The following is a 22059-nucleotide window of genomic DNA, read 5'->3' as shown; positions in this document are numbered from 1 at the left end:
CGAAAACCCTGCTCCAGACGCGCAAAGGCGGCCCTTGATAGGCCGCCTTCGATGGGCTCGCTACTCACTTCGCGGTGAGCCGCCGATCACAAATTCGCGCTAGTGTCCCGGGTCTGACATTCGCCTCGTTTTGAGGAGCTAGGCCGCGAGTTTGCGCAGCACATAATGCAGGATGCCGCCGTTTCGATAGTAGTCGAGCTCGTCGAGCGTATCGATGCGGCAGAGCAGCGGCACACGCTGCAGCGTGCCGTCGGCGGAAACGATCTCGGCCGTCAGCTTTTGGCGCGGCTTCAGGTCGCCCTGCAGGCCGCGGATCGTCACGGTCTCGTCGCCCTTCAATCCGATCGACTGCCAGGAGGTGCCCTCCTCGAAGGTCAACGGCAGCACGCCCATGCCGACCAGGTTGGAGCGGTGGATGCGCTCGAAGCTCTGGCAGACCACGGCGCGCACGCCGAGCAGGCGGGTGCCCTTCGCGGCCCAGTCGCGCGACGAGCCGTTGCCGTATTCGGCGCCGGCGAACACGACCAGCGGCACGCCCTCGGCCTGGTACTTCATTGCGGCGTCGTAGATCGGCATCTGCTCGCCGTCGGGCCAGTGCTTCGTGAAGCCGCCTTCCGGGATGTTGCCGTCGGCGCCCTTCAGCATGAAGTTCTTGATGCGGATGTTGGCGAAGGTGCCGCGCATCATCACTTCATGGTTGCCGCGGCGCGTGCCGTACTGGTTGAAGTCGGCCGGACGCACCTGATGCTCGCTCAGGAACTTGCCCGCGGGCGAGGTCAGCTTGATCGAGCCGGCCGGCGAGATGTGGTCGGTGGTGATCTTGTCACCGAACATCGCGAGGATACGGGCATCGACGATGTCGTTGACCGGCTCGGGCTCTTTCTTCATGCCCTCGAAATAGGGCGGGTTCTGCACATAGGTCGACGACATATTCCAGCGATAGGTCTCGCTGTCGGTGGTCTTGATCTTGCGCCAATTGGTGTCGCCCTTGAACACGTCGGCGTATTTCTTCTTGAAGATCGTGGCGGTGACGTACTTCTTCACGAAGGCATTGATCTCCTTCGCCGTCGGCCAGATGTCCTTGAGGTAGACCGGCTTGCCGTCCTTGCCCTCGCCGAGCGGCTCGGTGGCGAGATTCTTCGTTACCGAGCCCGCAAGCGCATGCGCCACGACCAGCGGGGGCGAGGCGAGATAGTTCGCCTGCACGTCCGGGCTGACGCGACCCTCGAAATTGCGATTACCCGACAGCACCGCCGCTGCGACGATGCCGTTGTCGTTGATCGATTTCGAAATCTCTTCCGGCAGCGGCCCGGAATTGCCGATGCAGGTCGTGCAGCCGAAGCCGATCAGGTTGAAGCCGACCTTGTCGAGATCGCTCTGCAGCCCCGAATTGGCGAGATATTCGGCGACCACCTGGCTGCCCGGCGCGAGCGAGGTTTTCACCCAGGGTTTTGCCTTCAATCCCTTCGCGGCGGCCTTGCGCGCAAGCAGGCCGGCACCGATCAAGACGCTCGGGTTCGAGGTGTTGGTGCAGGAGGTGATCGCGGCGATCACGACGTCGCCATGGCCGAGATCGAAAGCGCGGCCCTCAACGGCATAGCGCTGCGACGCCTCGGTCGCCTTCTTGTACTCGCTCGCCATCGCGGCGGCGAAACCTTCCGACACCGCGGGCAGCGCGACGCGGCCCTCCGGGCGCTTCGGCCCGGCCATCGACGGCACGACGTCGCCGAGGTCGAGCGTGAGGGTTTCGGTGAAGACGGGATCGGCCGACTTGCTGGTGCGGAACAACCCTTGCGCCTTGGCGTAGGCGGCAACCAGCGCGACGCGATCCGACTTGCGGCCCGAGGTCTTCAGGTAATCGATGGTCGCGGCGTCGACGGGGAAGAAGCCGCAGGTCGCGCCATATTCCGGCGCCATGTTGCCGATAGTGGCCTTGTCCGCCACCGAGAGATGATCGAGGCCGGGGCCGAAGAACTCGACGAACTTGCCGACCACGCCGAGCTTGCGCAGCATCTGCGTCACGGTCAGCACGAGGTCGGTCGCGGTGACGCCTTCCTTGAGCTGGCCCTTCAGCTTGAAGCCGACGACGTCAGGCAGCAGCATCGACAGCGGCTGACCGAGCATGCAGGCTTCGGCCTCGATGCCGCCGACGCCCCAGCCGAGCACGGCGAGGCCGTTCACCATCGTCGTGTGCGAATCGGTGCCGACAAGCGAATCCGGATATGCGACCTCGAAGGTGCCGGTCTTCTTGCCGACCGTCATCTTCTGCTTCTTCGACCAGACGGTCTGCGCGAGATATTCGAGGTTGACCTGGTGGCAGATGCCGGTGCCGGGCGGCACGACGGAGAAGTTCGAGAACGCCTTCTGGCCCCACTTCAGAAATTCGTAGCGCTCCTGGTTCTGCTTGTATTCCTCGACCACGTTCTTGGCGAAGGCCTTGTTGTCGCCGAAGAAGTTCACGATCACGCTGTGGTCGATGACGAGGTCGACCGGCACCAGCGGATTGATCTTCTCGGCATCGCCGCCGAGCGCCTGCATGGCGTTGCGCATCGCGGCGAGATCGACCACCGCCGGCACCCCGGTGAAGTCCTGCATCAGCACCCGCGCCGGGCGGAACGCGATTTCGTGCTCGAGCGTGCGCTTCTTCAACCACTTCGCGACCGCCTGGATGTCTTCCTTCTTGACCGTGCGCCCGTCTTCATTGCGCAGCAGGTTTTCCAAGAGCACTTTCATCGAATAAGGAAGCTTGGAAATTCCCTTCAGACCGTTCTTCTCGGCGGCGGGCAGGCTGTAATAGACGTAGGTTTTGCCGCCAACCTTGAGGGTCTTCTGGCATTTGAAGCTGTCGAGCGAGGTCATGTGGAAATCCCAATTGAGCTATACCCGGCAAAGGGTATTATAACACCGTCGGCGGGGGTTGGCCTGATGGCTTGCAGCCGCAAAGCATGTGCTGCATCAAGTTCCGGGCTTATAGAACCTTTCCAAACCCGCCGCCACACCGACAATCGAGCTGCCGCACAGTGCGACCCACAAATTCTGATGCGCTAGCCCCACATTTTGCAGGGCTCTGAAGGGACAGGATGCGGCTCTCAGGACGCGGGATCCGGTGTGTGCGGGGCGGCCGCGAGGTGTTTTCCAGCCTCGATTTCGAGGCTTCCGCCGGCGAGGCGCTGGCGGTCACCGGCCACAACGGGTCGGGCAAGACCTCGCTGCTGCGGCTGATCGCGGGCCTCTTGGTGCCGGCCGCGGGGGCGATCCGCCTCGAGGGCGGAGAGGCCGAGCTGACATTGCCCGAGCAGGCGCATTATCTCGGCCACCGCGACGCGCTGAAACCGGCGCTCAGCGTCGCGGAAAACCTCGTCTTCTGGCGCGATTTCCTGGGCGGCGAAGCGACCGACGCCACAAAAAACCTCGCCGCGGTCGGCCTCGGCCATGCCGCGCACCTGCCGGCCGCATTCCTGTCGGCCGGCCAGCGGCGGCGGCTGTCGCTCGCCCGGCTGCTCACGGTCAAGCGCCCGATCTGGCTCCTCGACGAGCCGACGACCGCCCTCGATGCCGTCGGCCAGGACCTCGTCACCGGCCTGATGCGCGATCACCTCGCCCGCGGAGGCCTGATCGTCGCGGCGACCCATGGGCCACTCGGCATCGCGGCGCGTGAATTGCGAATCGGGGGTGCGGCATGACCGCGCTCGCCGCCCTGATCCGCCGCGACATCAGGATTGCGCTGCGCATCGGCGGCGGCGCCCTGATCGGCGTCCTGTTCTTCCTGGCGGTCGTGGTGCTGATGCCGTTCGCGCTCGGGCCCGATCTTGCGCTCCTGGCGCGGCTCGGGCCTGCGATCCTCTGGCTGGGTGCGCTGCTGGCGAGCCTGCTCACGCTGGACCGGCTGTTCACCGCCGACCATGACGACGGCTCGCTCGACCTGATCGCGATGAGCCGCACCCCGCTGGAACTTGCCTGCGCCGCCAAGGCGCTGGCGCACTGGCTCGCCGCCGGCCTGCCCCTGATCGTGGCAACGCCGGCGCTCGGTCTTTTGCTCAATCTCGACGCGCGTGCCACCGGCGCCGTGGCGCTGACGCTGCTGGCGGGAACGCCGGCCTTGACCTTCACCGGCATGATCGGGGCCGCGCTCGCGGTGACCATGCATCGCGGCGGCCTCCTGCTGGCGGTGCTGGTGCTGCCGCTGTCGATCCCGGTGCTGATCTTCGGCGTTGCGGCGTCGCAGGCCGCGATCACGGAACCGCTCGCCTTCGGCGCGCCATTCTCGATCCTGTGCGCGCTGTCGCTGGTCTCCTTCGTGGTCGGCCCGCTGGCGGCCGGCGCGAGCCTGCGCCACGGACTGGACTAGTGCAGTGCCGCGGCGACTGACAAACTTTGGAACGCGCGATTGAGGCCGATCAACTTTCGCGTGAGATTTTCTAGTGCCGCCGATCTGAAGTTCCTACGCCGCCCGCTGCGATCATCCGTTAGGAACTTCAGATCGAAAGCGGCACTAGAATCATAGATTTGCTAGTGCCCTTTGCTTTCCGAAGTTCGCGCACGAACTCGCAGCGATAGATCACGAACTTCGGAAAGCGGGCACTAGTAGATTGCCTGCCGCCGAGCCGCAGACTATCAGGGTGCCATGACGCTGATCGACCTCGCCAATCCTTCCAAATTCCTCACGCTGACCGCGCGCATGCTGCCGTGGCTTGCGGGCGCGACGGCGATCCTGCTGGCGCTCGGCCTCTATCAGTCGGCGATGGCGCCCGACGACTATCAGCAGGGCGCGACCGTGAAGATCATGTTCATCCATGTGCCGAATGCATGGCTGTCGATGTTCGTCTGGAGCGTGATGAGCGTGGCCGCGCTGGGCACGCTGGTCTGGCGTCATCCACTCGCCGACGTCGCCGCCAAGGCCGCCGCCCCGATCGGCGCCGTCTTCACCTTCCTTGCGCTGGTGACGGGATCGCTGTGGGGCCGGCCGATGTGGGGCACCTATTGGGAATGGGACGCGCGGATGACCTCGGTGCTGATCCTGTTTTTGATGTATCTCGGCCTGATCGCGCTGTGGCGCGCGGTGGAAGATCCCTCGCGCGCGGCACGCGCCGCCGCGGTGCTGACGCTGGTCGGCGCCATCAACATCCCGATCATCAAGTTTTCCGTCGACTGGTGGAACACGCTGCACCAGCCGGCGTCGGTGCTGCGGCTCGGCGGCTCCGCGCTCGACAGCGCCTTCCTGGTCCCGCTTCTGGTGATGGCGGTTGCGTTCTCGCTGCTGTTCGTGACGCTCTTGATGGCGGCGATGCGCAACGAGATCCTGCGCCGCCGCGTGCGCGGCCTGCAGATGCTGCAGGCGAGCCAGAGCCTGCCGGGCGCGGCCGAGCTGAGGGAGTCCGCCGCAACATGACCTCGCTCGGCCCCTATGCCGCCTTCATCGTTGCCGCCTATGCAATGGTCGCCGCCATGGTGCTGATCCTGATCGGCTGGATCGCGGTCGACTATCGGCAGCAGCGGCTGCGGCTGCGCGAGCTGGAGGAAAGCGGCGTGGTCAGGCGATCCCGTCGCAGCACCATGGACATGAAATGACCGAGGCTCAGACGTCGCCGCCGCCGCGCCGGCCCTGGCTGATGGCGCTGCCGCTCCTGGTGTTCGCCGCCCTTGCGGTGCTGTTCTGGCTGCGGCTCGGCAGTGGCGACCCCTCGCGGATTCCATCCGCGCTGATCGGCCGGCCGGCGCCGCAGACCGCGCTGCCGGCGCTCGAAGGCCTCACCAGCAACGGCGCTGCCGTGCCGGGGCTCGATCCCGCCACGCTCAAGGGCAAGGTCAGCATCGTCAATGTCTGGGCGTCGTGGTGCGTGCCCTGCCATGACGAGGCGCCGCTGTTGACCGAGCTTGCCAAGGACAAGCGGCTGCAGCTCATCGGCATCAACTACAAGGACGCGCCCGACAATGCGCGGCGTTTCCTCGGCCGCTACGGCAACCCGTTCGGCATCGTCGGTGTCGACGGCAACGGCCGCGCCGCGATCGAATGGGGCGTCTACGGCGTGCCGGAGACCTTCGTCATCGGCCGCGAGGGCACCATCCTGTTCAAGCTGGTCGGCCCGATCACGCCGGACAATATCGAGGCCGTGCTGAAGGCCGAGATCGACAAGGCGCTGAAGGCGGGCTCCTAGAGCATGATCCGGAAGAGTGTGTAGCGGTTTTCCCTCGCGACAAACGCGGAACGCGTTTGCGCGGAGATCATGCTCAATCAAGAACCTGAAGCGCGATGACGATTCAACCTGATCTCATCGCACTTTAGCCTCACCCCTGGCTCACATCGCCCGCTTCCGCCTCGCTTCGCTCCAGCGACACCGGCTCGACATGATAACGCTTGGTCAGCGGCATCTGCGCGATCGCAAATATCATCGTGATGGGGATCACGCCGAACGCCTTGAACGCGACCCAGAAATCGGTGCTCTGGGTGCGCCAGACGATCTCGTTGAGAACAGCCATCCCCAGGAAGAACAGCGCCCAGCGCGCGGTGAGGATGCGCCAGCCCTGCGGCGTCAAGTTGAACATCTGGTCGAACAATAGCGCGATGAAGGAGCGGCCGAACAACAGCCCGCCGCCGAGCACGGCCGCGAACAGGCCATAGATGATGGTCGGCTTGACCTTGATGAAGGTTTCGTCGTGCAGCACCAGGGTGAGCGTGCCGAACACCAGCACGATCGCGCCGGTGACCAGCGCCATGATCGGCACGTGGCGCGTCACCACGTAGGATGCGACCATCGACGCGACGATCGCGACCATGAAGGCGCCGGTCGCCACGAAGAGCTGGTATTTCGCGTTCGCCACGAAGAAGACGATCAGCGGGCCAAGCTCGGTCGCAAGCTTGAACAACGGGTGCGGCTGGGTCTTGTCCATTTGATACCCTGTGTTGTGGTCATCATCCGCGGATGATCCAGTACGCCGAAATCTCTCAGTCGCGTTCAGCGCCGCGGCGTACTGGATGCCCCGCTTTCGCGGGGCATGACAAGAAAAAACCTACGATTCCATCCCCGCGACCGCGCGGGCAAAATCGCGCGCGGTGAAGGGCGAAAGGTCCTCGACGCTTTCGCCGACGCCGATGAAATGCACCGGCAGCTTGAACTTCTCCGACAGCGCCACCAAAATACCGCCGCGCGCGGTGCCATCGAGCTTGGTCATCACGAGGCCGGTGACCCCTGCGGTGCGGTGGAATGCCTCGACCTGCGACAGCGCGTTCTGCCCGACGGTGGCGTCGAGCACCAATAGCACCGCATGCGGCGCCGACGCGTCGATCTTTCGGATGACGCGGACCACTTTTTCGAGCTCGTTCATCAGCTCGGCCTTGTTCTGCAGTCTCCCTGCGGTGTCGATCAGCAGCACGTCGCGTTTCTGCTCGCTCGCGGCCGACAGCGCGTTGAAGGCGAGGCTTGCGGAATCCGAGCCCTGGGCGCCCGCAATCACCGGAGTCTTGGTGCGTTCACCCCAGACCTTGAGCTGCTCGATCGCGGCGGCGCGGAAGGTGTCGCCGGCCGCCAGCATCACGCTGCGGCCCTCCGCGGAAAAACGTGCCGCAAGCTTGCCGATCGTCGTGGTCTTGCCGGAGCCGTTGACGCCGACCACGAGAATGACAAAGGGCTTTCGCGCCGCGTCGATGACGAGCGGCAGCGCGACCGGCGCGAGCACCTTCTCGACCTCGCTCGACACCACCTCCTTCACCTCGTCCGCCGTGATCGCCTTGTCGTAGCGGCCGGCGCCGACCGCCTCCGCGATCCGCGCGGCGACCGCGGTTCCAAGATCGGCGCGCAACAGCACGTCCTCGATCTCGTCCAGCATGGCGCGGTCGAGCTTGCGCTTGGTGACGAGATCCGTGACGGCGGTCCCGATCGAACTCGAGGTCCGCTTCAGGCCGCCTTTCAGGCGCTGCCACCAGCTCTGTTTCGGGGTTCCCGCAGTGGTATCGTTCATGGCGCCGGTGTGTTAGCCGTTTCGAGCCATGAACGATAGTCTTGACCGACCGATCGAGGTCCCCGCATTGACCGCGGCGGAAATCCAGGCGCGCGTGCTCCATCGCGACGGGCTGATGCTGGTGATCGACAAGCCGGCCGGCCTTCCGGTGCATCGCGGGCCCAAGGGCGGCCCCAATCTGGAAACTTCCTTCGATGCGCTGCGGTTCGGGTTGCCGCGTCCGCCGGTGCTCGCGCATCGGCTGGACAAGGACACCTCCGGCTGCCTGGTTCTTGGGCGCCATCGCAAGGCAACTGCTTCCCTCGGCCTGCTGTTCAAGCACGGCAAGATTGCCAAGACCTATTGGGCCGTGGTCGAGGGCGGGCCGCGCGAGGACGAAGGCACCATCGAGCTTGCGCTTGGCCGCATGAATGCCGAGCGCGGCTGGTGGCAGAAGCCGGACCCGGACGGCCAGGCGGCGATCACGCATTGGAAGGTGCTGGGCCGCGGCGAGGGTCTCGCCTGGCTTGCCATGGAACCGGTTACCGGCCGCACGCATCAATTGCGCGTGCACGCATCCGCCTCGGGCTGGCCGATCGTCGGCGACAACATCTATGGCAACGGGCCGCGCTTCGGCGAGCCGCGCCTGCACCTGCATTCGCGCCAGATCGGCATCCCGATTTCCAGGAACAAGGAGCCGGTGCGCGTGGTGGCGCCGCCGCCGGAACATATGCAGGAGCGGCTGCGGGCATGCGGGTGGAACGGGGAGTGAGGCGCGCGGCGCGGCCGTTCCACGAACTCCGTCGTCATCATCCGCGAAAGCGGATGATCCAGTACTCCAGAATCAGTCGTGATCGATCGAGAGGCCGCGGCGTACTGGGTCGCCCGGTCAAGCCGGGCGACGACAGGTCTCTCACACCGTCAACCGCGCGCCATCATGGCCCGCGATCTTCACCCGCTTCACCGTGCCCGGGTTCTCGCCGGCAATCGCCACGGGCAGAAAATGCTCGGTGCGGCCGACCGTCGCGCTCTCGATCAGCACCTCGCGCGTTGCGCCGACCTCGGACGCCAGCCGCCTTTGCAGCGCCGCCTCGCCCGCCGCGCGCAAGCGCCGCGCCCGCTCCTTGATCGCGCCGCCAACGACCTGCGGCATGCGCGCCGCCGGCGTGCCCGGCCGCGGCGAATAGGGAAAGACGTGCAGCAAGGTGAGATCGCATTCCCCGACCAGATCGAGCGAACGGGCGAACATGCCTTCCGTCTCGGTCGGAAAGCCCGCGATGATGTCGGCGCCGAGCGCGATGTCCGGCCGCAGCCGCTTCACCTGCGCGCAGAATGCGATCGCATCCTTGCGCGTATGCCGGCGCTTCATCCGCTTGAGGACAAGATCGTCACCCGCCTGCAGCGACAGATGCAGATGCGGCAACAGCCGCGCATCGCCGGCGATGACGTCGAGCAGGTCATCGTCCACCTCGACCGAGTCGATCGACGAGAGGCGCAGCCGCTTCAGCTCGGGCACCTCGCGCAGGATGCGCTTGACCAGCGCGCCGAGCCTCGGCGCCTCGGCGAGGTCCGCTCCAAAGCTCGTGAGATCGACTCCGGTCAGCACGACCTCGGCATGGCCATGCGCGACCAGCGCCCTGACCTCGTCGACGACGTCGGCCATCGGCACCGAGCGCGAGTTGCCGCGACCGAACGGAATGATGCAGAAGGTGCAGCGATGGTCGCAGCCGTTCTGCACCTGCACGAAGGCCCGCGGCAGGCCACGCTGAAAAGCCACCACCTTCTGCCGCGGCAGCTCGGCGACGGCCATGATGTCGCTGACGGCTATCTTGCCGCCTCCGGGAGCTGCAAGCGCCTCCCGCGTCGCGCGCCAGGTCTCGCCGCGCATCTTGTCGTCATTGCCGACGACACGATCGACCTCGGCCATTTCGGCAAACACCGCGCCTTGCGTCTGCGCGGCGCAGCCGGTGACGACGATGCGCGCCTTTGGCCGATCGCGCTTCAAGCGCCGGATCGACTGCCGCGCCTGCGCCACCGCCTCGTTGGTGACGGCGCAGCTATTGACGATGATCGCCTCGGTCAGCCCCGCATCCGCCGCCTCGCGCGCAATCACCTCGGATTCGTAGGCGTTGAGGCGACAGCCGAAGGTGACGACGTCGATGGCCATGGTCAGATCGCGAACAGTGCCGGATCGAAGCGGCCTTCATATTCGAAGGTCGCGGTGCCCGTCATCAGCACGTGATCGTCGCGCTCGCGCCACTCGATCGAGAGGTCGCCGCCGGGCAGCGTGATCTGCACGATGCGGTTGGCGCGCTTGAGCCGCGCCGCCGCCACCGCCGTGGCGCAGGCCGCCGAGCCGCAGGCCTTGGTGAGGCCGGCGCCGCGCTCCCAGGTGCGGATCGTGATGTGGTCGCGGTCGACGATATGGGCGAGCGTGATGTTGGCGCGCTCCGGGAAGATCGGATGGTTCTCCAAGAGCGGCCCGAAACGCGCGAGATCGTAGGCGTTGACGTCGTCGACCCAGAAGATCGCGTGCGGATTGCCCATGCTGACGGCGGACGGCGAATGCAGGACCGGCGCGTCGATCGGGCCGATCTGCAGCTCGATGTAACGGGTGTCGCGAAACTCCTCCGCCAGCGGAATGTCCTGCCAGGAAAATTTCGGCGCTCCCATGTCGACCGTGTAGAGGTCCGCCGCCGGTCCCTGCCAGCAGTTCAACAGGCCGGCGCGAGTCTCGAAGGTGGCCGCGGCCTGGCCGGTCTCCTCGAACAGCCGCCGCACCACGCAGCGCATGCCATTGCCGCAGGCGCCGGCTTCCGAGCCGTCATTGTTGTAGATGCGGATGAAGGCCTCGGTGCCGGCAAGCCGGGGCGGTTGCAGCACCATGAGCTGGTCGTAAGGCACACCGGCGGGCGAAGCCACGGCGCGCGCGTCGTCGGAGGTGACGACGGCCTTGGAATCGCGCATGTCCACGACAACGATCTCGTTGCCGATGCCGTTCATCTTGGCGAAGGCGTGGTTGGCAAGCGCGCTCATGAAAATATCCAATTTCTGCCTGCCTTATATGGCGAATGATGCGGGATTGACCAGTGCCGCCGGTTTGACGTTCCTGTTTCGGACTCGAGGCAACCAATGCAGGAACGTCAAATCGAAAGCGGCACTGGAATCATGAATTTGCTGGCGCCCTTGCTTTCCGCGGTTCGTGGAAGTAGGCCCCCGACGATTGGTGCCGCAGGATTGCTGCAAGTCCATAGCCGGTGCGCGGAGCAGATGACCGATCTGTCATGGGACGAAAATCAAGGCCGCGTGTTAAGCTTGCAACTCGCCCGGGACAGAAGAATTGGCCATGGAGAACATTGGATGAGCAGCGCTTTCTTCCCCCGACTTGCCATGGCCGCCCTGATCCCGGCCGTCGCGATCTGGCTTTCGCTGCCGGCCGGATGGGCGCAGTCGCCGCCGCCATCGGCGAGCCCGGCGCCCAGCGCCACGCCGTCGCCGGCGGCATCGCCCACGCCCGCCCCGTCGGCGACGCCGGCCCCCGCCGCAAGCCCGGCGCCGGCCGCCTCACCCTCGGCCGCGGCCCCCAGCCCCTCGACCGCACCGGTGCAGGCCGCCGATCCCTTCGGCGAGCAGACCACGCTGGAAGCCAAGAAGGTCGTGATCCACCGCGGCACCGCCAACTGGGATTCCGCCTTCGACACCCTGATCGAGTCGTTCAAGTCGCTCAACGCGCTGCTCGACAAGCAGGGCATCAAGCCAGCGGGCAATGCCATGATCGTCTACACCTCGACCGACGACACCGGCTTCACCTATCTCGCCGAAATTCCGGTCGAGCAGGAGCCGAAGAATCTCGGCAAGGACACCAGCATGGGCAAGTCGCCCGAAGGCAAGGCGCTCAAATTCGTCCATCGCGGTTCCTACGACAACATGGACAACACCTATGAGGCGATCACCAATCACCTCGACGACAAGAAGCTCGAAGCCAAGGATACCTTCATCGAGGAATATCTCACCGATCCCCTGAAGACCGCCGAAGACAAGCTCGTGATCAACGTCTATGTGCCCCTGAAGTGAGCCCCATGAAATTTCGCCTTCCCGTTGCCGGCACCCTGCTCGCATCCCTCCTCACCGCGCCCGCCCTCGCCCAAGTGCCCACCGATCTGCCGCCGGCGATCTCCGTGACCGGCGAGGCCACCGTGTCGGTGGCGCCCGATCAGGCGCAGCTCGACGCCGGCGTCACCACCGACGCCAAGACCGCGCGGGAGGCCGCCGACGCCAACAACGCGACGATGGGCAAGGTGCTGCTGGCGCTGAAGGGCGCGGGCATCGAGGAAAAGGACTACCAGACCTCGCGGCTGTCGCTGCAGCCGCAATTCGCCAACCGCAACGCATCGTCCCCCACGGCGCCGCCGAGCATCGTCGGCTACCACGCCAGCAACCACGTGACCATCAGGCTGCGCGACGTCACCAAGGTCGCCGGCATCATCGACACGCTGGTCGGCGCCGGAGCCAATGACATCGGCGGGCTCAGCTTCTCGGTGTCGCAAGCCTCGAAGCTTCTGGACGACGCCCGCGAAAGGGCGATCGCCGACGCGCGGCGCAAGGCCGAGATCTACGCCAAGGCCGCCGGCGTCACGCTGGGCGCGCCCCTGAGCATCGCTGAGCTCGGCTCAGCTCCCCAGCCGATGTTCCGCGCCAAGGTGGCCGCATCCGGATTTGCGCCCACGCCGGTGGCGCAGGGCGAAGAGACGCTGTCGGTCAGCGTGAACGTGACCTGGGCGATCAAGCAGGCGGGGCCGTAGCCGCAGCTTCCGCCAACGCTCTTCACCTCCCCCCCGTGGAAGAGGTGAAGCCGAGCCCCCGTCCGCGGCGCCGTTAGATTTCGTAAACCTGTCCCGGCTTCAGCGCCACGAAGCGCTCGCGCGCGACCTTCGCCTCGTCCAGTGCTTCGCCAAGCGCGATGACCGGCGCGTCGATCGCCTCGTCGGTGAGCTGGAAGGTGCCGTGGTGATGGGCGAGCGCCTGCGCTGCGCCGCAATCGAACAGCGCCTTCACCGCATCCTGCGGGTTCATGTGCTGGTCGCGCATGAACCAGCGCGGCTCATAGGCGCCGATCGGCAGGATCGCGAGCCTCAAGGGCCCATGCGCTGCGGCGACGCGGCGGAAATGCCCGCCGTCGCCGTAACCGGAATCGCAGACGACGTAGAGTTTTCCCGCCGGCGTCTCCAGGACGAAACTCGCCCACAGCGCCTTGTTGCGGTCGAACAGGCCGCGCGCCGACCAGTGCCGCGTCGCCACCAGCGTCACAGCCACGCCAGGACCGAGCTCGACGCGGGCGTTCCAGTCGAACGCTTCCGCGCGGATCGCCCCATCCGCCTCGCGCATCGTGACGTCGTTGCCGAGCGGCGTGACCACGCGCGGCGAGAATTTGGCGGCAAGCCTCGACAGCGTCGCGACGTCGAGATGGTCGTAATGGCCATGCGATACCAGCGCGACGTCGATCTCCGGCAGCGCGTCGAACGCGATACCGGGATCGTTGTGACGTTTGGGCCCGGCGAAGGCGACCGGCGAGGCGCGCTCCGACCACACCGGATCGATCAGGATATTGAGGCCGGCGGTCTGCAAGAGCCAGCTCGCATGCCCGACAAAGGACAGCCGCACCCGCGCGCCGTCGACGCGTGCCGGCGGAGTATCGGCATAGGGGCTCGGCACCCACACAGGCCAGTCGGTGCGCTGCCGTCCGGAGCCGAGCTGCCAGCGCAGCACCTCGCGCAGCGACTTGGGTGGGGAACCGTCGGGATCGAAGAAGCGCAAGCCGTCGAAATGGTCGGAAACCGGCCCGGAATAGGTTTTCATGCGGGAGAACCAGAAGGAAGGCACGCCAATCAGGGCGGCCGCACCGGCGACCAGCCCCAGCAGGCGACGGCGGCTGATAATCATGCCCCGATTGGCCCCAAAATCGCTGATACGGCAAGGGGCTGGGAACCCTCAAAAATCCGCGCTTTACGGCGAGTTTGCTTGACTTTTCGCTGATCCGGCTATTTAACCGCGCCACTTCAATCGGAAAGGTCTTATCTTTTCGAGCCACCGCCCGGTCCTGGAGGCCGGAGGTCAACGCCCGACAGCGCTGTGCGCCCTCGGGCGCAAACGTGTTTGGAGTATCGTCCTGGCGTTCGGCGCCGGGAGACATAAGTCGTCATCACCCGCCTTGTGCGCAATTGCGCACTGGAGCGGGTGATCCGGTATCCCAGAGCAGATCGGTTTGGGCCGAAATGCTGCGGCGTACTGGATGCCCCGCCTTCGCGGGGCATGACGTTGGTTAGTGAAGCGACTGCCTTGATAGGCAAAGGACGAAGGCATTGTTCGACAATCTGTCGGAACGGCTTGGCGGCATTCTCGACCGGCTCACGGGACGCGGTTCCCTGTCGGAGGCCGACGTCGACGCCGCGATGCGCGAGGTGCGCCGCGCGCTGCTTGAGGCTGACGTCGCGCTCGACGTCGTGAGAAGCTTTACCGAGCGCGTCCGGGAACAGGCGGTCGGCGCCACCGTCGTCAAGTCGGTCACGCCCGGCCAGATGGTGGTCAAGATCGTCCATGACGAACTGGTCGCCACCCTTGGCTCCGAAGGTCACACCATCGATCTCAATGCGGTGCCGCCGGTCGCGATCATGATGGTCGGCCTGCAGGGCTCCGGCAAGACCACGACCACCGCGAAGCTCGCCCGCCGCCTGACCCAGCGCGACAAGCGCAAGGTGCTGATGGCTTCGCTCGACGTCTATCGCCCGGCCGCGATGGAGCAGCTCGCCGTGCTCGGCCGCGACCTCGACATTCCGACGCTGCCGATCGTCGAAGGCCAGAAGCCGCCGCAGATCGCGCGGCGCGCGCTCGAAGCCGGCAAGATCGGCGGCTACGACGTCGTGCTGCTCGACACTGCCGGCCGCACCACGCTCGACGAAGAGATGATGGCGGAGGCGGCCGAGATCAAAACCACCGCCGACCCGCATGAAGTGCTGCTGGTCGCGGACTCCCTGACCGGCCAGGACGCCGTCAACCTCGCGCGCTCGTTCGACAGCCGCGTCGGGCTCACCGGCATCGTGCTGACGCGCGTCGACGGCGACGGCCGCGGCGGCGCCGCGCTGTCAATGCGCGCGGTCACCGGCAAGCCGATCAAGCTGATCGGCACCGGCGAAAAGACCGATGCGCTGGAGGATTTCCACCCCGCGCGTATCGCGGGCCGCATCCTCGGCATGGGCGACATCGTCTCGCTGGTCGAGAAGGCCGCGGCCAATATCGACGCGGAGAAAGCCGCGCGCGCCGCCGAGAAGATGCGCAAGGGTCAGTTCGACCTCAACGACATGCGCGAGCAGCTGCTGCAGATGGCGCAGATGGGCGGCATCTCGGGCCTTATGGGCATGATGCCCGGCATCGCGAAGATGAAGAACCAGATTGCCGCCGCCGGGATCGACGACAGGATCATCAAGCGCCAGGTCGCGATCATCGATTCGATGACGCGCCAGGAGCGCAAGAGCCCCGACATCCTCAAGGCGAGCCGCAAGAAGCGCATCGCCGCCGGCGCCGGCCAGAACGTCGAGCAGGTCAACAAGCTGCTCAAGATGCACCGGAACATGGCCGACATGATGAAGGCGATGAGCTCGGGCAAGCGCGGACCGCTTGCCGGCATCGCGCAGGCGATGGGATTTGGCGGCAGCACGCCGGCGCCGACGCCGGAGCAGTTGAAGGCGCTCGCCGAAAAGATGCCCGGCGGTCTGCCACAAGGCGGCATGCCGGCGCTGCCGAAGGATCTTCCGCCGAGCTTGCGCGGCGGGCTGCCGAACCTGCCGGGGCTCACCGGCATGTCCGGCAAGCCGACGCTGCCCGGTCTCGGCTTTCCCGGCAAGAAGAAGTGACACCGAAATCAATTGAACAGCGAACAGGCTTTTGAAGGAGAAAACTGAATGCCCGTCGTGATCCGTCTCGCCCGTGCCGGCACCAAGAAGCGCCCGGTCTACCATGTGGTCGCCGCCGACTCGCGTTTTCCGCGCGACGGCCGCTTCATCGAGCGTCTCGGCCATTTCAACCCGCTGCTGCCGAAGGACAACCAGGAACGCCTCAAGCTCGACATGGACAAGGTGAAGTCCTGGCTCGCCAAGGGCGCGCAGCCGTCCGACCGTGTGATGCGCTTCCTCGACGCCGCCGGCGTCAAGAAGCGCGAAGCGCGCAAGAACCCGCAGAAGGCCGTGCCGCGCAAGGAACGCAAGGCGCAGGCCGAAGCCGCCGCCAAGCCGGCGTAAGACCGCATTTCGCGGGTGGGCAAGTCGAACAGCCCTGACGACGCGGCAGACAGAAGGATCTGCGTCGCCCGGATCGGCGCCGCGCATGGTGTGCGCGGCGCGGTGAAGCTGTGGACCTTCACCGAGGACCCGTTCGCGGTGAAGCGCTACGGGCCGCTCTCGACCAGGGACGGCTCGCGCCAGTTCGAACTGGCGCAGGCACGCGAGGCCAGGGACCATCTGGTCGCGACCTTCAAGGACATCACCACGCGCGAGGCGGCCGAGCGTCTCAATGGCCTCGAGCTCTATGTCGCGCGCGAGAAATTGCCCGCCACCGATGACGACGAATATTACCACGCCGACCTGATCGGGCTTGCCGCAGTCACGACCGCGGATGCCCCGCTCGGCCGCGTGGTCGCGATCCACAATTTCGGCGCCGGCGATATCATCGAGATCGCCCCGCCCGCCGGCGCAACCCTGCTGCTGCCGTTCTCCAACGCCGTGGTGCCGACGGTCGATCTCGCCGGCGGACGCGTTGTGATCGAGCTGCCCGAGGAGATCGAGGGCGACGCGCCGGACGCGGCGTGACTCGCGATGTCGCGTGCTCCGTCGAAACGTCGTCCCCGCGAAAGCGGGACCCATCATCACGCGTCTTTGTTGCCGTTCCGGATGTTGCCCTAGCTTCGTGCAGCATTAACATGGGCGATTACGGATCCCGACTCGCGCTGGCGCGCTTGTCCGGAACGACGTCGCACTGGAATGATCACAATGACAAGCACCCACAAGGCCTGGCGGCTGCACGCCCATAACGACCTCCGCTTCGACGACGTCGAGACGCCAAACCCCGCGCCCGACGGCGTGGTGGTGAGGATCGAGGCCGGCATGGTGCTGTCCTATATGGGCCGCGTGCTGTCGGGCGCGGTGCCCTACAGCCTGCCCCCGATGCCTTTCGTGCCCGGCACCAATGCGATCGCGCGGGTGGTCGCGGTCGGCGACACCGTCACGCATGTCGCGCCGGGCGACCGCGTCTTCCTGAGCCCGCATCTGCGCGGCGACGTGCCGGACCGCGAGCAGCCACAGATCCTGATCGGGCTCACCGCGACCGTGACCAGCGATGCGGCGCTGGCGCTGCAGGCGCGCTGGCGCGACGGCGTGTTCGCGGAAATCGCGCACTGGCCGGCGGCCTGCGTCACGCCACTTGCCGCGCTCGATGATCGTCCGGCGACAGAGCTGCTCGGGCTTGCAAAACTGATCGTTCCGTTCGGCGGCCTGCAGCGCACCGGCTTGCGCGGCGGCGACACCATCATCATCAACGGTGCGACCGGCTATTTCGGCTCGGGCGCGGTGATGCTCGCGGTCGCGCTCGGCGCGGGCCGTGTGGTGGCGGTCGGCCGCAAGCGCGAGGCGCTCGAAGGCCTGCGCGATGCCTTCGGTTCGCGCGTGATTCCCGCCGTCGTGTCAGGCGATGCCGCGAAAGACCCGGCCATCATCCGCCACGCCGCCGGCGGCGGCGCCGACGTCGCGCTCGATTTGCTCGGCGCCGCCAAGAGCACGTCGACGACGCTGTCGAGCTTGCGGACGCTGAAGCGCGGCGGACGGCTGGTGCTGATGGGCAGCGCCGAGGTGCCGCTGGAATTGTCGTTCCGCGAGATGCTGGCGAACGACTGGGAGGTGGTCGGCCAGTTCATGTATGAGCGCACCGCGCCCGGCGAGCTCGCGCGGCTCGTCGCCGACGGCCTGCTCGAGCTGAAGAAGATCGCGGTCACGACCTTCCCGCTCGCCGACTTCCGTCGCGCGGTCGAGGCGGCGGCGCTGATGCAGGGCCTCGATCTCACCGCGGTCGCGCCCTGAGCGGCTGGACGATTGCGCCGGCTATCCGTCCGGCACCATTGTCTCGCGCCCCAGCGCTTCCAGCCAGTCGCAGAACGCGACGCTCGGAGAATCCGGGCGATGCGTCTCCGGCAGATAGGCGAAATAGGTTCGCGCCGGCAGGCTCACCTTTGGAAACGGCGCGACCAGACGCCCGGCCGCAACATCATCGGCGACCAGCGCGGTCGGCCCCATGGCGACGCCGAGGCCGTCGATCGCCGCCTGGATGGTGAGATAGAAGTGATCGAATGTCAGCGAGGCGCTGGGCTCCAGCCCGGCCTGTCCCGCCGTCGCGAGCCAGTCGCGCCACAGCCGCGGCATCGACGTGACATGCAGCAGCGTGTGCCGGGCGAGATCGGCGACTTCCGTCAATGGCCGTTCGACGAGGAGCGAGGGATTGCACACCGGCAACCGGCGCTCGGCGAGCAAAGGCCGCGACACGAAGCCGTGGAACGTGTCCGGGCCGCCGCGGATCACGATATCGAAAGAATCCGAGAGCGCGTCCACCGGATCGCTCGACGTGGTCAGACGCACCTCGATGTCGGGGTATTCGGCGCGAAACCGCGTCATCCGCGGCAACAGCCAGCGCAGGCTGAAGGTTGCGAGCGCATTGACCTGGACCACCGCGGCAGGCGGCTTGCCGGCATGACCGGCGTGCTGCCGCACGGCTGCGGCGATCCGGTCCAGCGCGGGGCCGACGTCGGCGAGCAGCGCCGCGCCGCTCGCCGTCAGCACCACACGCCGCGTCATGCGCTGGAACAGCGGCGGCTGACCGAGCCAGTTCTCCAGCAGGCGGACCTGCTGACTGATCGCGCCCTGGGTGACGCCAAGCTCGCTGGCCGCTTCCTTGAAGCTGCCGTGCCGGGCCGCGGCTTCGAACGCCCTGACGGCATTGAGTGGTGGCAGTTCTCGGCGTCGCTGGGGCATCTTGATAAGTTAATTTTTCTAACGCATGGGTGATTATTACTGGTTTGTGACAGTCGGGCAAAGCACTTCATATAGGATTCTGGCCAGCCAATGTCGGAATCCGGAAATGATCGCTCCCTCTACATTAAAATTTTTATCGCTGCGCGACTCACGCCGGGTGACCGCGGGGGGCACGGCCAGATGAGCGAACTGACGGCGGGCGAGCAAGGCAGCGCCACCCAGCCCCACGCCAGACGCACGCTCGCGATCACCGGCCTCAACCATGCGCTCCACGACGGCTATACCGACCTGATCTATGTGCTGCTGCCGATCTGGCAGAGCGAGTTCGCGCTCAGCTACAGCCTGCTGGCGTTGATGCGCGCACTCTATGCCGGAGCCATGGCGGGACTGCAGATTCCGGTCGGATGGCTCGCCGGGCGGATCGACGGCAAGACGGTTCTGATGCTCGGAACCGCGCTGGCTGCATTTGGCTACGTGATCGCCGGCCTGTCAGGCGGCGTCGTGGGGCTCGGCCTTGCGCTCGCGGTGTCCGGCGCCGGTTCAAGCACCCAGCATCCGATTGCGTCTGCCGCAGTCGCCCGGGCTTTCGGCACCGCGGCCAGAGGACCGCTCGGCATCTACAATTTCTCGGGCGATCTGGGCAAGGCGGCGTTGCCGGCGCTGACGTCGCTGCTTCTGATCATCATGCCATGGCGGCATGCGCTGCTCGTGCTGGCGCTGGTCGGACTGTGTGTGGCGATTGCGATCGGCGCGCTGATGCCGCCGGTCGGCAGGGCGCGGACCGAAGAGGCGTCGTCCTCCCGCCGTTCGGCCGGCGGACGCGGCGGCTTCTGGCTGCTGTTTTCGATTGGCGTGCTCGATACCGCGGTACGCATGGGCCTGCTGACATTCCTGCCGTTTCTGCTGCATGCGAAAGGCGCTTCGCTGCCGACGACGGGCTTTGCGCTCGCGCTGGTGTTCGTCGGCGGCGCCGCAGGCAAGTTCGTCTGCGGCTGGCTGGGTGCGCGCGCCGGCGTGCTGCGCACGGTGCTGCTGACCGAAGGCGGCACCGCGATCGGCATTCTTGCGGTGCTCGCGCTGCCGCTTGGCCCCGCAATGGTGCTGCTGCCGCTGCTCGGCGTGATGCTCAACGGCACGTCGTCCGTTCTCTACGGCACCGTGCCGGAACTCGCGCCCGCCCATCGCACGGAGCACGCCTTTGCGCTGTTCTACACCGGGACGATCGGATCGGGTGCGCTCTCGCCGATTCTCTACGGCCTCGTCGGCGACGCGTTCGGCGCGGGCGCCGCCACTGTCGCGACAGCCATCACGGCGCTTGCGATCTTCCCGATCGCCATCGTGCTTGCACCTTCGCTCGCGGCAGAGCCGAAGCAGGCGGGCTCGACCTGAGGTCCGGTTTGACCACGGAGGCCCGGCAGGCCAGTTTGTGGCCATGACGAGCTCACGACCTGAGACCCCGCAGGCGATTGCCTGGCGCGCGACCGTGCTGACCCTGTTCCCCGACATGTTTCCGGGCCCGCTTGGCGCGAGCCTGGCGGGACGGGCGCTGGCGTCCGGCGTGTGGGACCTCGAGGTCCGCGACATCAGGGAGTCCGCGACCGACCGTCACCGCAGTGTCGACGATACGCCCGCCGGCGGCGGCCCCGGCATGGTGCTGCGCGCCGACGTGCTGGCGGCCGCCATCGACGCGGCCGGAACCACACCGGATCGCCCCCGCCTCCTGATGAGCCCGCGCGGTCGGCCATTGACCCAGTCGCGGGTTGCGGAACTCGCCGCCGGCCCCGGCCCGCTGATCATCTGCGGCCGTTTCGAGGGGGTCGACCAGCGGGTCATCGACGCCCGGCAGCTGGAGGAGGTGTCGATCGGCGACTACGTGCTCTCCGGCGGCGAAATCGCGGCGTTCGCCGTGATCGACGCGTGCGTCCGGCTGTTGCCGGGGGTCATGGGCAAGCAGGAATCCGGCCTGGAGGAGAGCTTTGCCGGTTCCTTACTGGAATACCCCCAATATACGCGCCCGCAGGTCTTCGAGGGCCACCCCATCCCGGAAATCCTCGTTTCCGGCGACCACGCCAAGGTCGCGGCCTGGCGCAAGGCCGAGGCCGAGGCCCTGACAAAGGCGCGGCGCCCGGACCTCTGGGCAGCGCGCGCCAGCCAAAAACCGCCAAAAAGCAAGACAGATGGGTGACAAGCGCGCCGCTATGCCGTATAGGAGCGCCCAATTCCGCAAGTGACGGCAGGATCAAGCGCGAGCCCCCGGTTCGGCTGGGCGCGCCGCCGATGGAGATTGCAATGAACCTCATCCAGCAGCTCGAGAAAGAGCAATTCGACAAGATGTCGGCCGGCAAGCAAATCCCGGATTTCGCGCCTGGCGATACCGTCATCGTCAACGTGAAGGTGGTCGAAGGCGACCGCACCCGCGTGCAGGCCTATGAAGGCGTCTGCATCGGCCGCTCCGGCGGCGGCATCAACGAGAGCTTCACCGTGCGCAAGATCTCCTACGGCGAGGGCGTGGAGCGCGTGTTCCCGCTGCTCTCTCCGATGATCGACTCGATCAAGGTCGTGCGTCGCGGCAAGGTGCGCCGCGCCAAGCTCTATTATCTGCGCAACCTCCGCGGCAAATCCGCTCGCATCGTGGAGAAGCAGGATCGCCCGACCGCCGTCGGCGAGTGATTTCGCGACAGTTTTCAACTTTTCGAAAAGCGCGGGGCATGCTCCGCGCTTTTTTTGTTGCGCCACCCTATCTTATGGATGCCGTAGCGCTCGACTCGTCATCCGCGGGCTTGACCCGCGCATCCATCGATAAAGGGCTTTTGCTCGAGAACAATGGATTGCCGGGTCAAGCCCGGCAATGACGATTTGGGATCAGGGCCGCCGACCGCTCGATTGTCGCGCGCCCGACGGCTGTGTTAGAAATATCGAATGGTTCTGGATCAGACCAGCATGCTGTGCCGGCGCGTCGTGATTGACGATCGCTGCCGCCTGCCCGGCCGCTTCTTCGGACGGTTCGCGACCTCGGCGACCGCGGAACTTACGCGCGCGTTCTGACGCAGCGCTCTCC

At 66.4% G+C, this 22059-nt stretch carries 23 protein-coding genes; 16 read left to right on the top strand and 7 right to left on the bottom strand.

The features are described from left to right. Nucleotides 1-138 precede the first annotated feature (138 nt). The gene (gene acnA / locus QOU61_RS01930) at nt 139-2859 is read right to left on the bottom strand and encodes an aconitate hydratase AcnA (protein ID WP_289656467.1); all 2721 of its coding nucleotides are present in this window, start codon (nt 2857-2859) and stop codon (nt 139-141) included. A gap of 221 nt (nt 2860-3080) precedes the next feature. On the opposite strand from acnA, the gene ccmA reads away from it, so the two are divergent. The 5 genes from ccmA to QOU61_RS01905 all read left to right on the top strand — a co-directional run bounded on the left by ccmA (nt 3081) and on the right by QOU61_RS01905 (nt 6155). Beyond that, nucleotides 3081-3683 carry a heme ABC exporter ATP-binding protein CcmA gene (gene ccmA / locus QOU61_RS01925; protein ID WP_289656466.1) on the top strand — a complete coding sequence of 201 codons (603 nt, stop codon included), beginning with the start codon at nt 3081-3083 and terminating at the stop codon, nt 3681-3683. Continuing rightward, a complete protein-coding gene (gene ccmB, locus QOU61_RS01920) occupies nt 3680-4348 on the top strand; it encodes a heme exporter protein CcmB (RefSeq protein ID WP_289656465.1) in 669 nt (222 codons plus the stop codon). The genes ccmA and ccmB overlap by 4 nt, the downstream gene beginning before the upstream one ends. A gap of 276 nt (nt 4349-4624) precedes the next feature. Then, nucleotides 4625-5389 (top strand): heme ABC transporter permease, encoded by a 765-nt coding sequence (locus tag QOU61_RS01915; RefSeq protein WP_289656464.1) that lies wholly within the window; start codon nt 4625-4627, stop codon nt 5387-5389. Beyond that, on the top strand, nt 5386-5568 hold the full coding sequence (gene ccmD / locus QOU61_RS01910) for a heme exporter protein CcmD (RefSeq protein WP_289656463.1): 183 nt from the start codon (nt 5386-5388) through the stop codon (nt 5566-5568). The genes QOU61_RS01915 and ccmD overlap by 4 nt, the downstream gene beginning before the upstream one ends. Continuing rightward, on the top strand, nt 5565-6155 hold the full coding sequence (locus QOU61_RS01905; protein WP_289656462.1) for a DsbE family thiol:disulfide interchange protein: 591 nt from the start codon (nt 5565-5567) through the stop codon (nt 6153-6155). The genes ccmD and QOU61_RS01905 overlap by 4 nt, the downstream gene beginning before the upstream one ends. Before the next feature lie 130 nt (nt 6156-6285). Here QOU61_RS01905 and QOU61_RS01900 read toward each other — a convergent pair whose 3' ends face one another. Beyond that, a complete protein-coding gene (locus tag QOU61_RS01900) occupies nt 6286-6888 on the bottom strand; it encodes a septation protein A (RefSeq protein ID WP_289656461.1) in 603 nt (200 codons plus the stop codon). A gap of 120 nt (nt 6889-7008) precedes the next feature. After that, entirely contained in the window at nt 7009-7956 is a 948-nt protein-coding gene (gene ftsY / locus QOU61_RS01895) for a signal recognition particle-docking protein FtsY (RefSeq protein WP_289656460.1), read from the bottom strand. A gap of 28 nt (nt 7957-7984) precedes the next feature. Between ftsY and QOU61_RS01890 the strand changes: the two genes are divergently transcribed. Next, nucleotides 7985-8707: an RluA family pseudouridine synthase gene (locus QOU61_RS01890; protein WP_289656459.1), complete on the top strand. Its 723-nt coding sequence runs from the start codon at nt 7985-7987 to the stop codon at nt 8705-8707. A gap of 141 nt (nt 8708-8848) precedes the next feature. On the opposite strand, the gene mtaB is transcribed toward QOU61_RS01890, so the two are convergent. Together mtaB and dapF are read right to left on the bottom strand one after the other, a co-directional pair. After that, nucleotides 8849-10102, bottom strand: a complete 1254-nt coding sequence (mtaB, locus tag QOU61_RS01885; RefSeq protein ID WP_289656458.1) for a tRNA (N(6)-L-threonylcarbamoyladenosine(37)-C(2))-methylthiotransferase MtaB — start codon at nt 10100-10102, stop codon at nt 8849-8851. Nucleotides 10103-10104: 2 nt separating this feature from the next. After that, nucleotides 10105-10971 (bottom strand): diaminopimelate epimerase, encoded by an 867-nt coding sequence (gene dapF / locus QOU61_RS01880; RefSeq protein ID WP_289656457.1) that lies wholly within the window; start codon nt 10969-10971, stop codon nt 10105-10107. Between the two features lie 324 nt (nt 10972-11295). Between dapF and QOU61_RS01875 the strand changes: the two genes are divergently transcribed. Together QOU61_RS01875 and QOU61_RS01870 are read left to right on the top strand one after the other, a co-directional pair. After that, nucleotides 11296-12009 (top strand): GyrI-like domain-containing protein, encoded by a 714-nt coding sequence (locus tag QOU61_RS01875; protein ID WP_289656456.1) that lies wholly within the window; start codon nt 11296-11298, stop codon nt 12007-12009. A gap of 5 nt (nt 12010-12014) precedes the next feature. Then, entirely contained in the window at nt 12015-12737 is a 723-nt protein-coding gene (locus QOU61_RS01870) for an SIMPL domain-containing protein (RefSeq protein WP_289656455.1), read from the top strand. Nucleotides 12738-12810: 73 nt separating this feature from the next. Here the strand turns inward: QOU61_RS01870 and QOU61_RS01865 are convergent, their stop codons facing one another. Further along, a complete protein-coding gene (locus tag QOU61_RS01865) occupies nt 12811-13875 on the bottom strand; it encodes an MBL fold metallo-hydrolase (protein ID WP_289656454.1) in 1065 nt (354 codons plus the stop codon). Between the two features lie 419 nt (nt 13876-14294). Between QOU61_RS01865 and ffh the strand changes: the two genes are divergently transcribed. The 4 genes from ffh to QOU61_RS01845 all read left to right on the top strand — a co-directional run bounded on the left by ffh (nt 14295) and on the right by QOU61_RS01845 (nt 18056). After that, nucleotides 14295-15842, top strand: a complete 1548-nt coding sequence (gene ffh / locus QOU61_RS01860) for a signal recognition particle protein (protein ID WP_289656453.1) — start codon at nt 14295-14297, stop codon at nt 15840-15842. 48 nt (nt 15843-15890) lie between these two features. Beyond that, nucleotides 15891-16226, top strand: a complete 336-nt coding sequence (rpsP, locus tag QOU61_RS01855; protein WP_289656452.1) for a 30S ribosomal protein S16 — start codon at nt 15891-15893, stop codon at nt 16224-16226. A gap of 15 nt (nt 16227-16241) precedes the next feature. After that, complete coding sequence (gene rimM, locus QOU61_RS01850; protein ID WP_289656451.1) at nt 16242-16793, top strand: ribosome maturation factor RimM; 552 nt, start codon at nt 16242-16244, stop codon at nt 16791-16793. A gap of 180 nt (nt 16794-16973) precedes the next feature. Further along, nucleotides 16974-18056 (top strand): zinc-binding dehydrogenase, encoded by a 1083-nt coding sequence (locus tag QOU61_RS01845; RefSeq protein ID WP_289656450.1) that lies wholly within the window; start codon nt 16974-16976, stop codon nt 18054-18056. 21 nt (nt 18057-18077) lie between these two features. Here QOU61_RS01845 and gcvA read toward each other — a convergent pair whose 3' ends face one another. Further along, on the bottom strand, nt 18078-19001 hold the full coding sequence (gene gcvA / locus QOU61_RS01840) for a transcriptional regulator GcvA (protein ID WP_289656449.1): 924 nt from the start codon (nt 18999-19001) through the stop codon (nt 18078-18080). A gap of 180 nt (nt 19002-19181) precedes the next feature. On the opposite strand from gcvA, the gene QOU61_RS01835 reads away from it, so the two are divergent. From QOU61_RS01835 to QOU61_RS01820, 4 genes are all read left to right on the top strand, one after another. Beyond that, the gene (locus QOU61_RS01835) at nt 19182-20390 is read left to right on the top strand and encodes an MFS transporter (RefSeq protein WP_289656448.1); all 1209 of its coding nucleotides are present in this window, start codon (nt 19182-19184) and stop codon (nt 20388-20390) included. 43 nt (nt 20391-20433) lie between these two features. Beyond that, complete coding sequence (gene trmD, locus QOU61_RS01830; protein ID WP_289656447.1) at nt 20434-21186, top strand: tRNA (guanosine(37)-N1)-methyltransferase TrmD; 753 nt, start codon at nt 20434-20436, stop codon at nt 21184-21186. Nucleotides 21187-21290: 104 nt separating this feature from the next. Further along, complete coding sequence (gene rplS, locus QOU61_RS01825) at nt 21291-21671, top strand: 50S ribosomal protein L19 (RefSeq protein ID WP_289656446.1); 381 nt, start codon at nt 21291-21293, stop codon at nt 21669-21671. Between the two features lie 249 nt (nt 21672-21920). Next, nucleotides 21921-22046: a hypothetical protein gene (locus tag QOU61_RS01820; protein ID WP_289656445.1), complete on the top strand. Its 126-nt coding sequence runs from the start codon at nt 21921-21923 to the stop codon at nt 22044-22046. Nucleotides 22047-22059: the final 13 nt, after the last annotated feature.

Source organism: Bradyrhizobium sp. NP1 (assembly GCF_030378205.1).
Taxonomy (GTDB): Bacteria; Pseudomonadota; Alphaproteobacteria; order Rhizobiales; family Xanthobacteraceae; genus Bradyrhizobium.
Note: the sequence above shows the minus strand (reverse complement) of the source record. Positions and strands in the feature narration are given on the sequence as shown.

Excerpts from the sequence above, each read along its gene's own strand:
- acnA (WP_289656467.1), bottom strand. The coding sequence starts at position 2,859 with ATGACCTCGCTCGACAGCTTCAAATGCCAGAAGACCCTCAAGGTTGGC.
- ccmA (WP_289656466.1), top strand. The coding sequence starts at position 3,081 with ATGCGGCTCTCAGGACGCGGGATCCGGTGTGTGCGGGGCGGCCGCGAG.
- ccmB (WP_289656465.1), top strand. The coding sequence starts at position 3,680 with ATGACCGCGCTCGCCGCCCTGATCCGCCGCGACATCAGGATTGCGCTG.
- QOU61_RS01915 (WP_289656464.1), top strand. The coding sequence starts at position 4,625 with ATGACGCTGATCGACCTCGCCAATCCTTCCAAATTCCTCACGCTGACC.
- ccmD (WP_289656463.1), top strand. The coding sequence starts at position 5,386 with ATGACCTCGCTCGGCCCCTATGCCGCCTTCATCGTTGCCGCCTATGCA.
- QOU61_RS01905 (WP_289656462.1), top strand. The coding sequence starts at position 5,565 with ATGACCGAGGCTCAGACGTCGCCGCCGCCGCGCCGGCCCTGGCTGATG.
- QOU61_RS01900 (WP_289656461.1), bottom strand. The coding sequence starts at position 6,888 with ATGGACAAGACCCAGCCGCACCCGTTGTTCAAGCTTGCGACCGAGCTT.
- ftsY (WP_289656460.1), bottom strand. The coding sequence starts at position 7,956 with ATGAACGATACCACTGCGGGAACCCCGAAACAGAGCTGGTGGCAGCGC.
- QOU61_RS01890 (WP_289656459.1), top strand. The coding sequence starts at position 7,985 with ATGAACGATAGTCTTGACCGACCGATCGAGGTCCCCGCATTGACCGCG.
- mtaB (WP_289656458.1), bottom strand. The coding sequence starts at position 10,102 with ATGGCCATCGACGTCGTCACCTTCGGCTGTCGCCTCAACGCCTACGAA.
- dapF (WP_289656457.1), bottom strand. The coding sequence starts at position 10,971 with ATGAGCGCGCTTGCCAACCACGCCTTCGCCAAGATGAACGGCATCGGC.
- QOU61_RS01875 (WP_289656456.1), top strand. The coding sequence starts at position 11,296 with ATGAGCAGCGCTTTCTTCCCCCGACTTGCCATGGCCGCCCTGATCCCG.
- QOU61_RS01870 (WP_289656455.1), top strand. The coding sequence starts at position 12,015 with ATGAAATTTCGCCTTCCCGTTGCCGGCACCCTGCTCGCATCCCTCCTC.
- QOU61_RS01865 (WP_289656454.1), bottom strand. The coding sequence starts at position 13,875 with ATGATTATCAGCCGCCGTCGCCTGCTGGGGCTGGTCGCCGGTGCGGCC.
- rpsP (WP_289656452.1), top strand. The coding sequence starts at position 15,891 with ATGCCCGTCGTGATCCGTCTCGCCCGTGCCGGCACCAAGAAGCGCCCG.
- QOU61_RS01845 (WP_289656450.1), top strand. The coding sequence starts at position 16,974 with ATGACAAGCACCCACAAGGCCTGGCGGCTGCACGCCCATAACGACCTC.
- gcvA (WP_289656449.1), bottom strand. The coding sequence starts at position 19,001 with ATGCCCCAGCGACGCCGAGAACTGCCACCACTCAATGCCGTCAGGGCG.
- QOU61_RS01835 (WP_289656448.1), top strand. The coding sequence starts at position 19,182 with ATGAGCGAACTGACGGCGGGCGAGCAAGGCAGCGCCACCCAGCCCCAC.
- trmD (WP_289656447.1), top strand. The coding sequence starts at position 20,434 with ATGACGAGCTCACGACCTGAGACCCCGCAGGCGATTGCCTGGCGCGCG.
- rplS (WP_289656446.1), top strand. The coding sequence starts at position 21,291 with ATGAACCTCATCCAGCAGCTCGAGAAAGAGCAATTCGACAAGATGTCG.
- QOU61_RS01820 (WP_289656445.1), top strand. The coding sequence starts at position 21,921 with ATGGTTCTGGATCAGACCAGCATGCTGTGCCGGCGCGTCGTGATTGAC.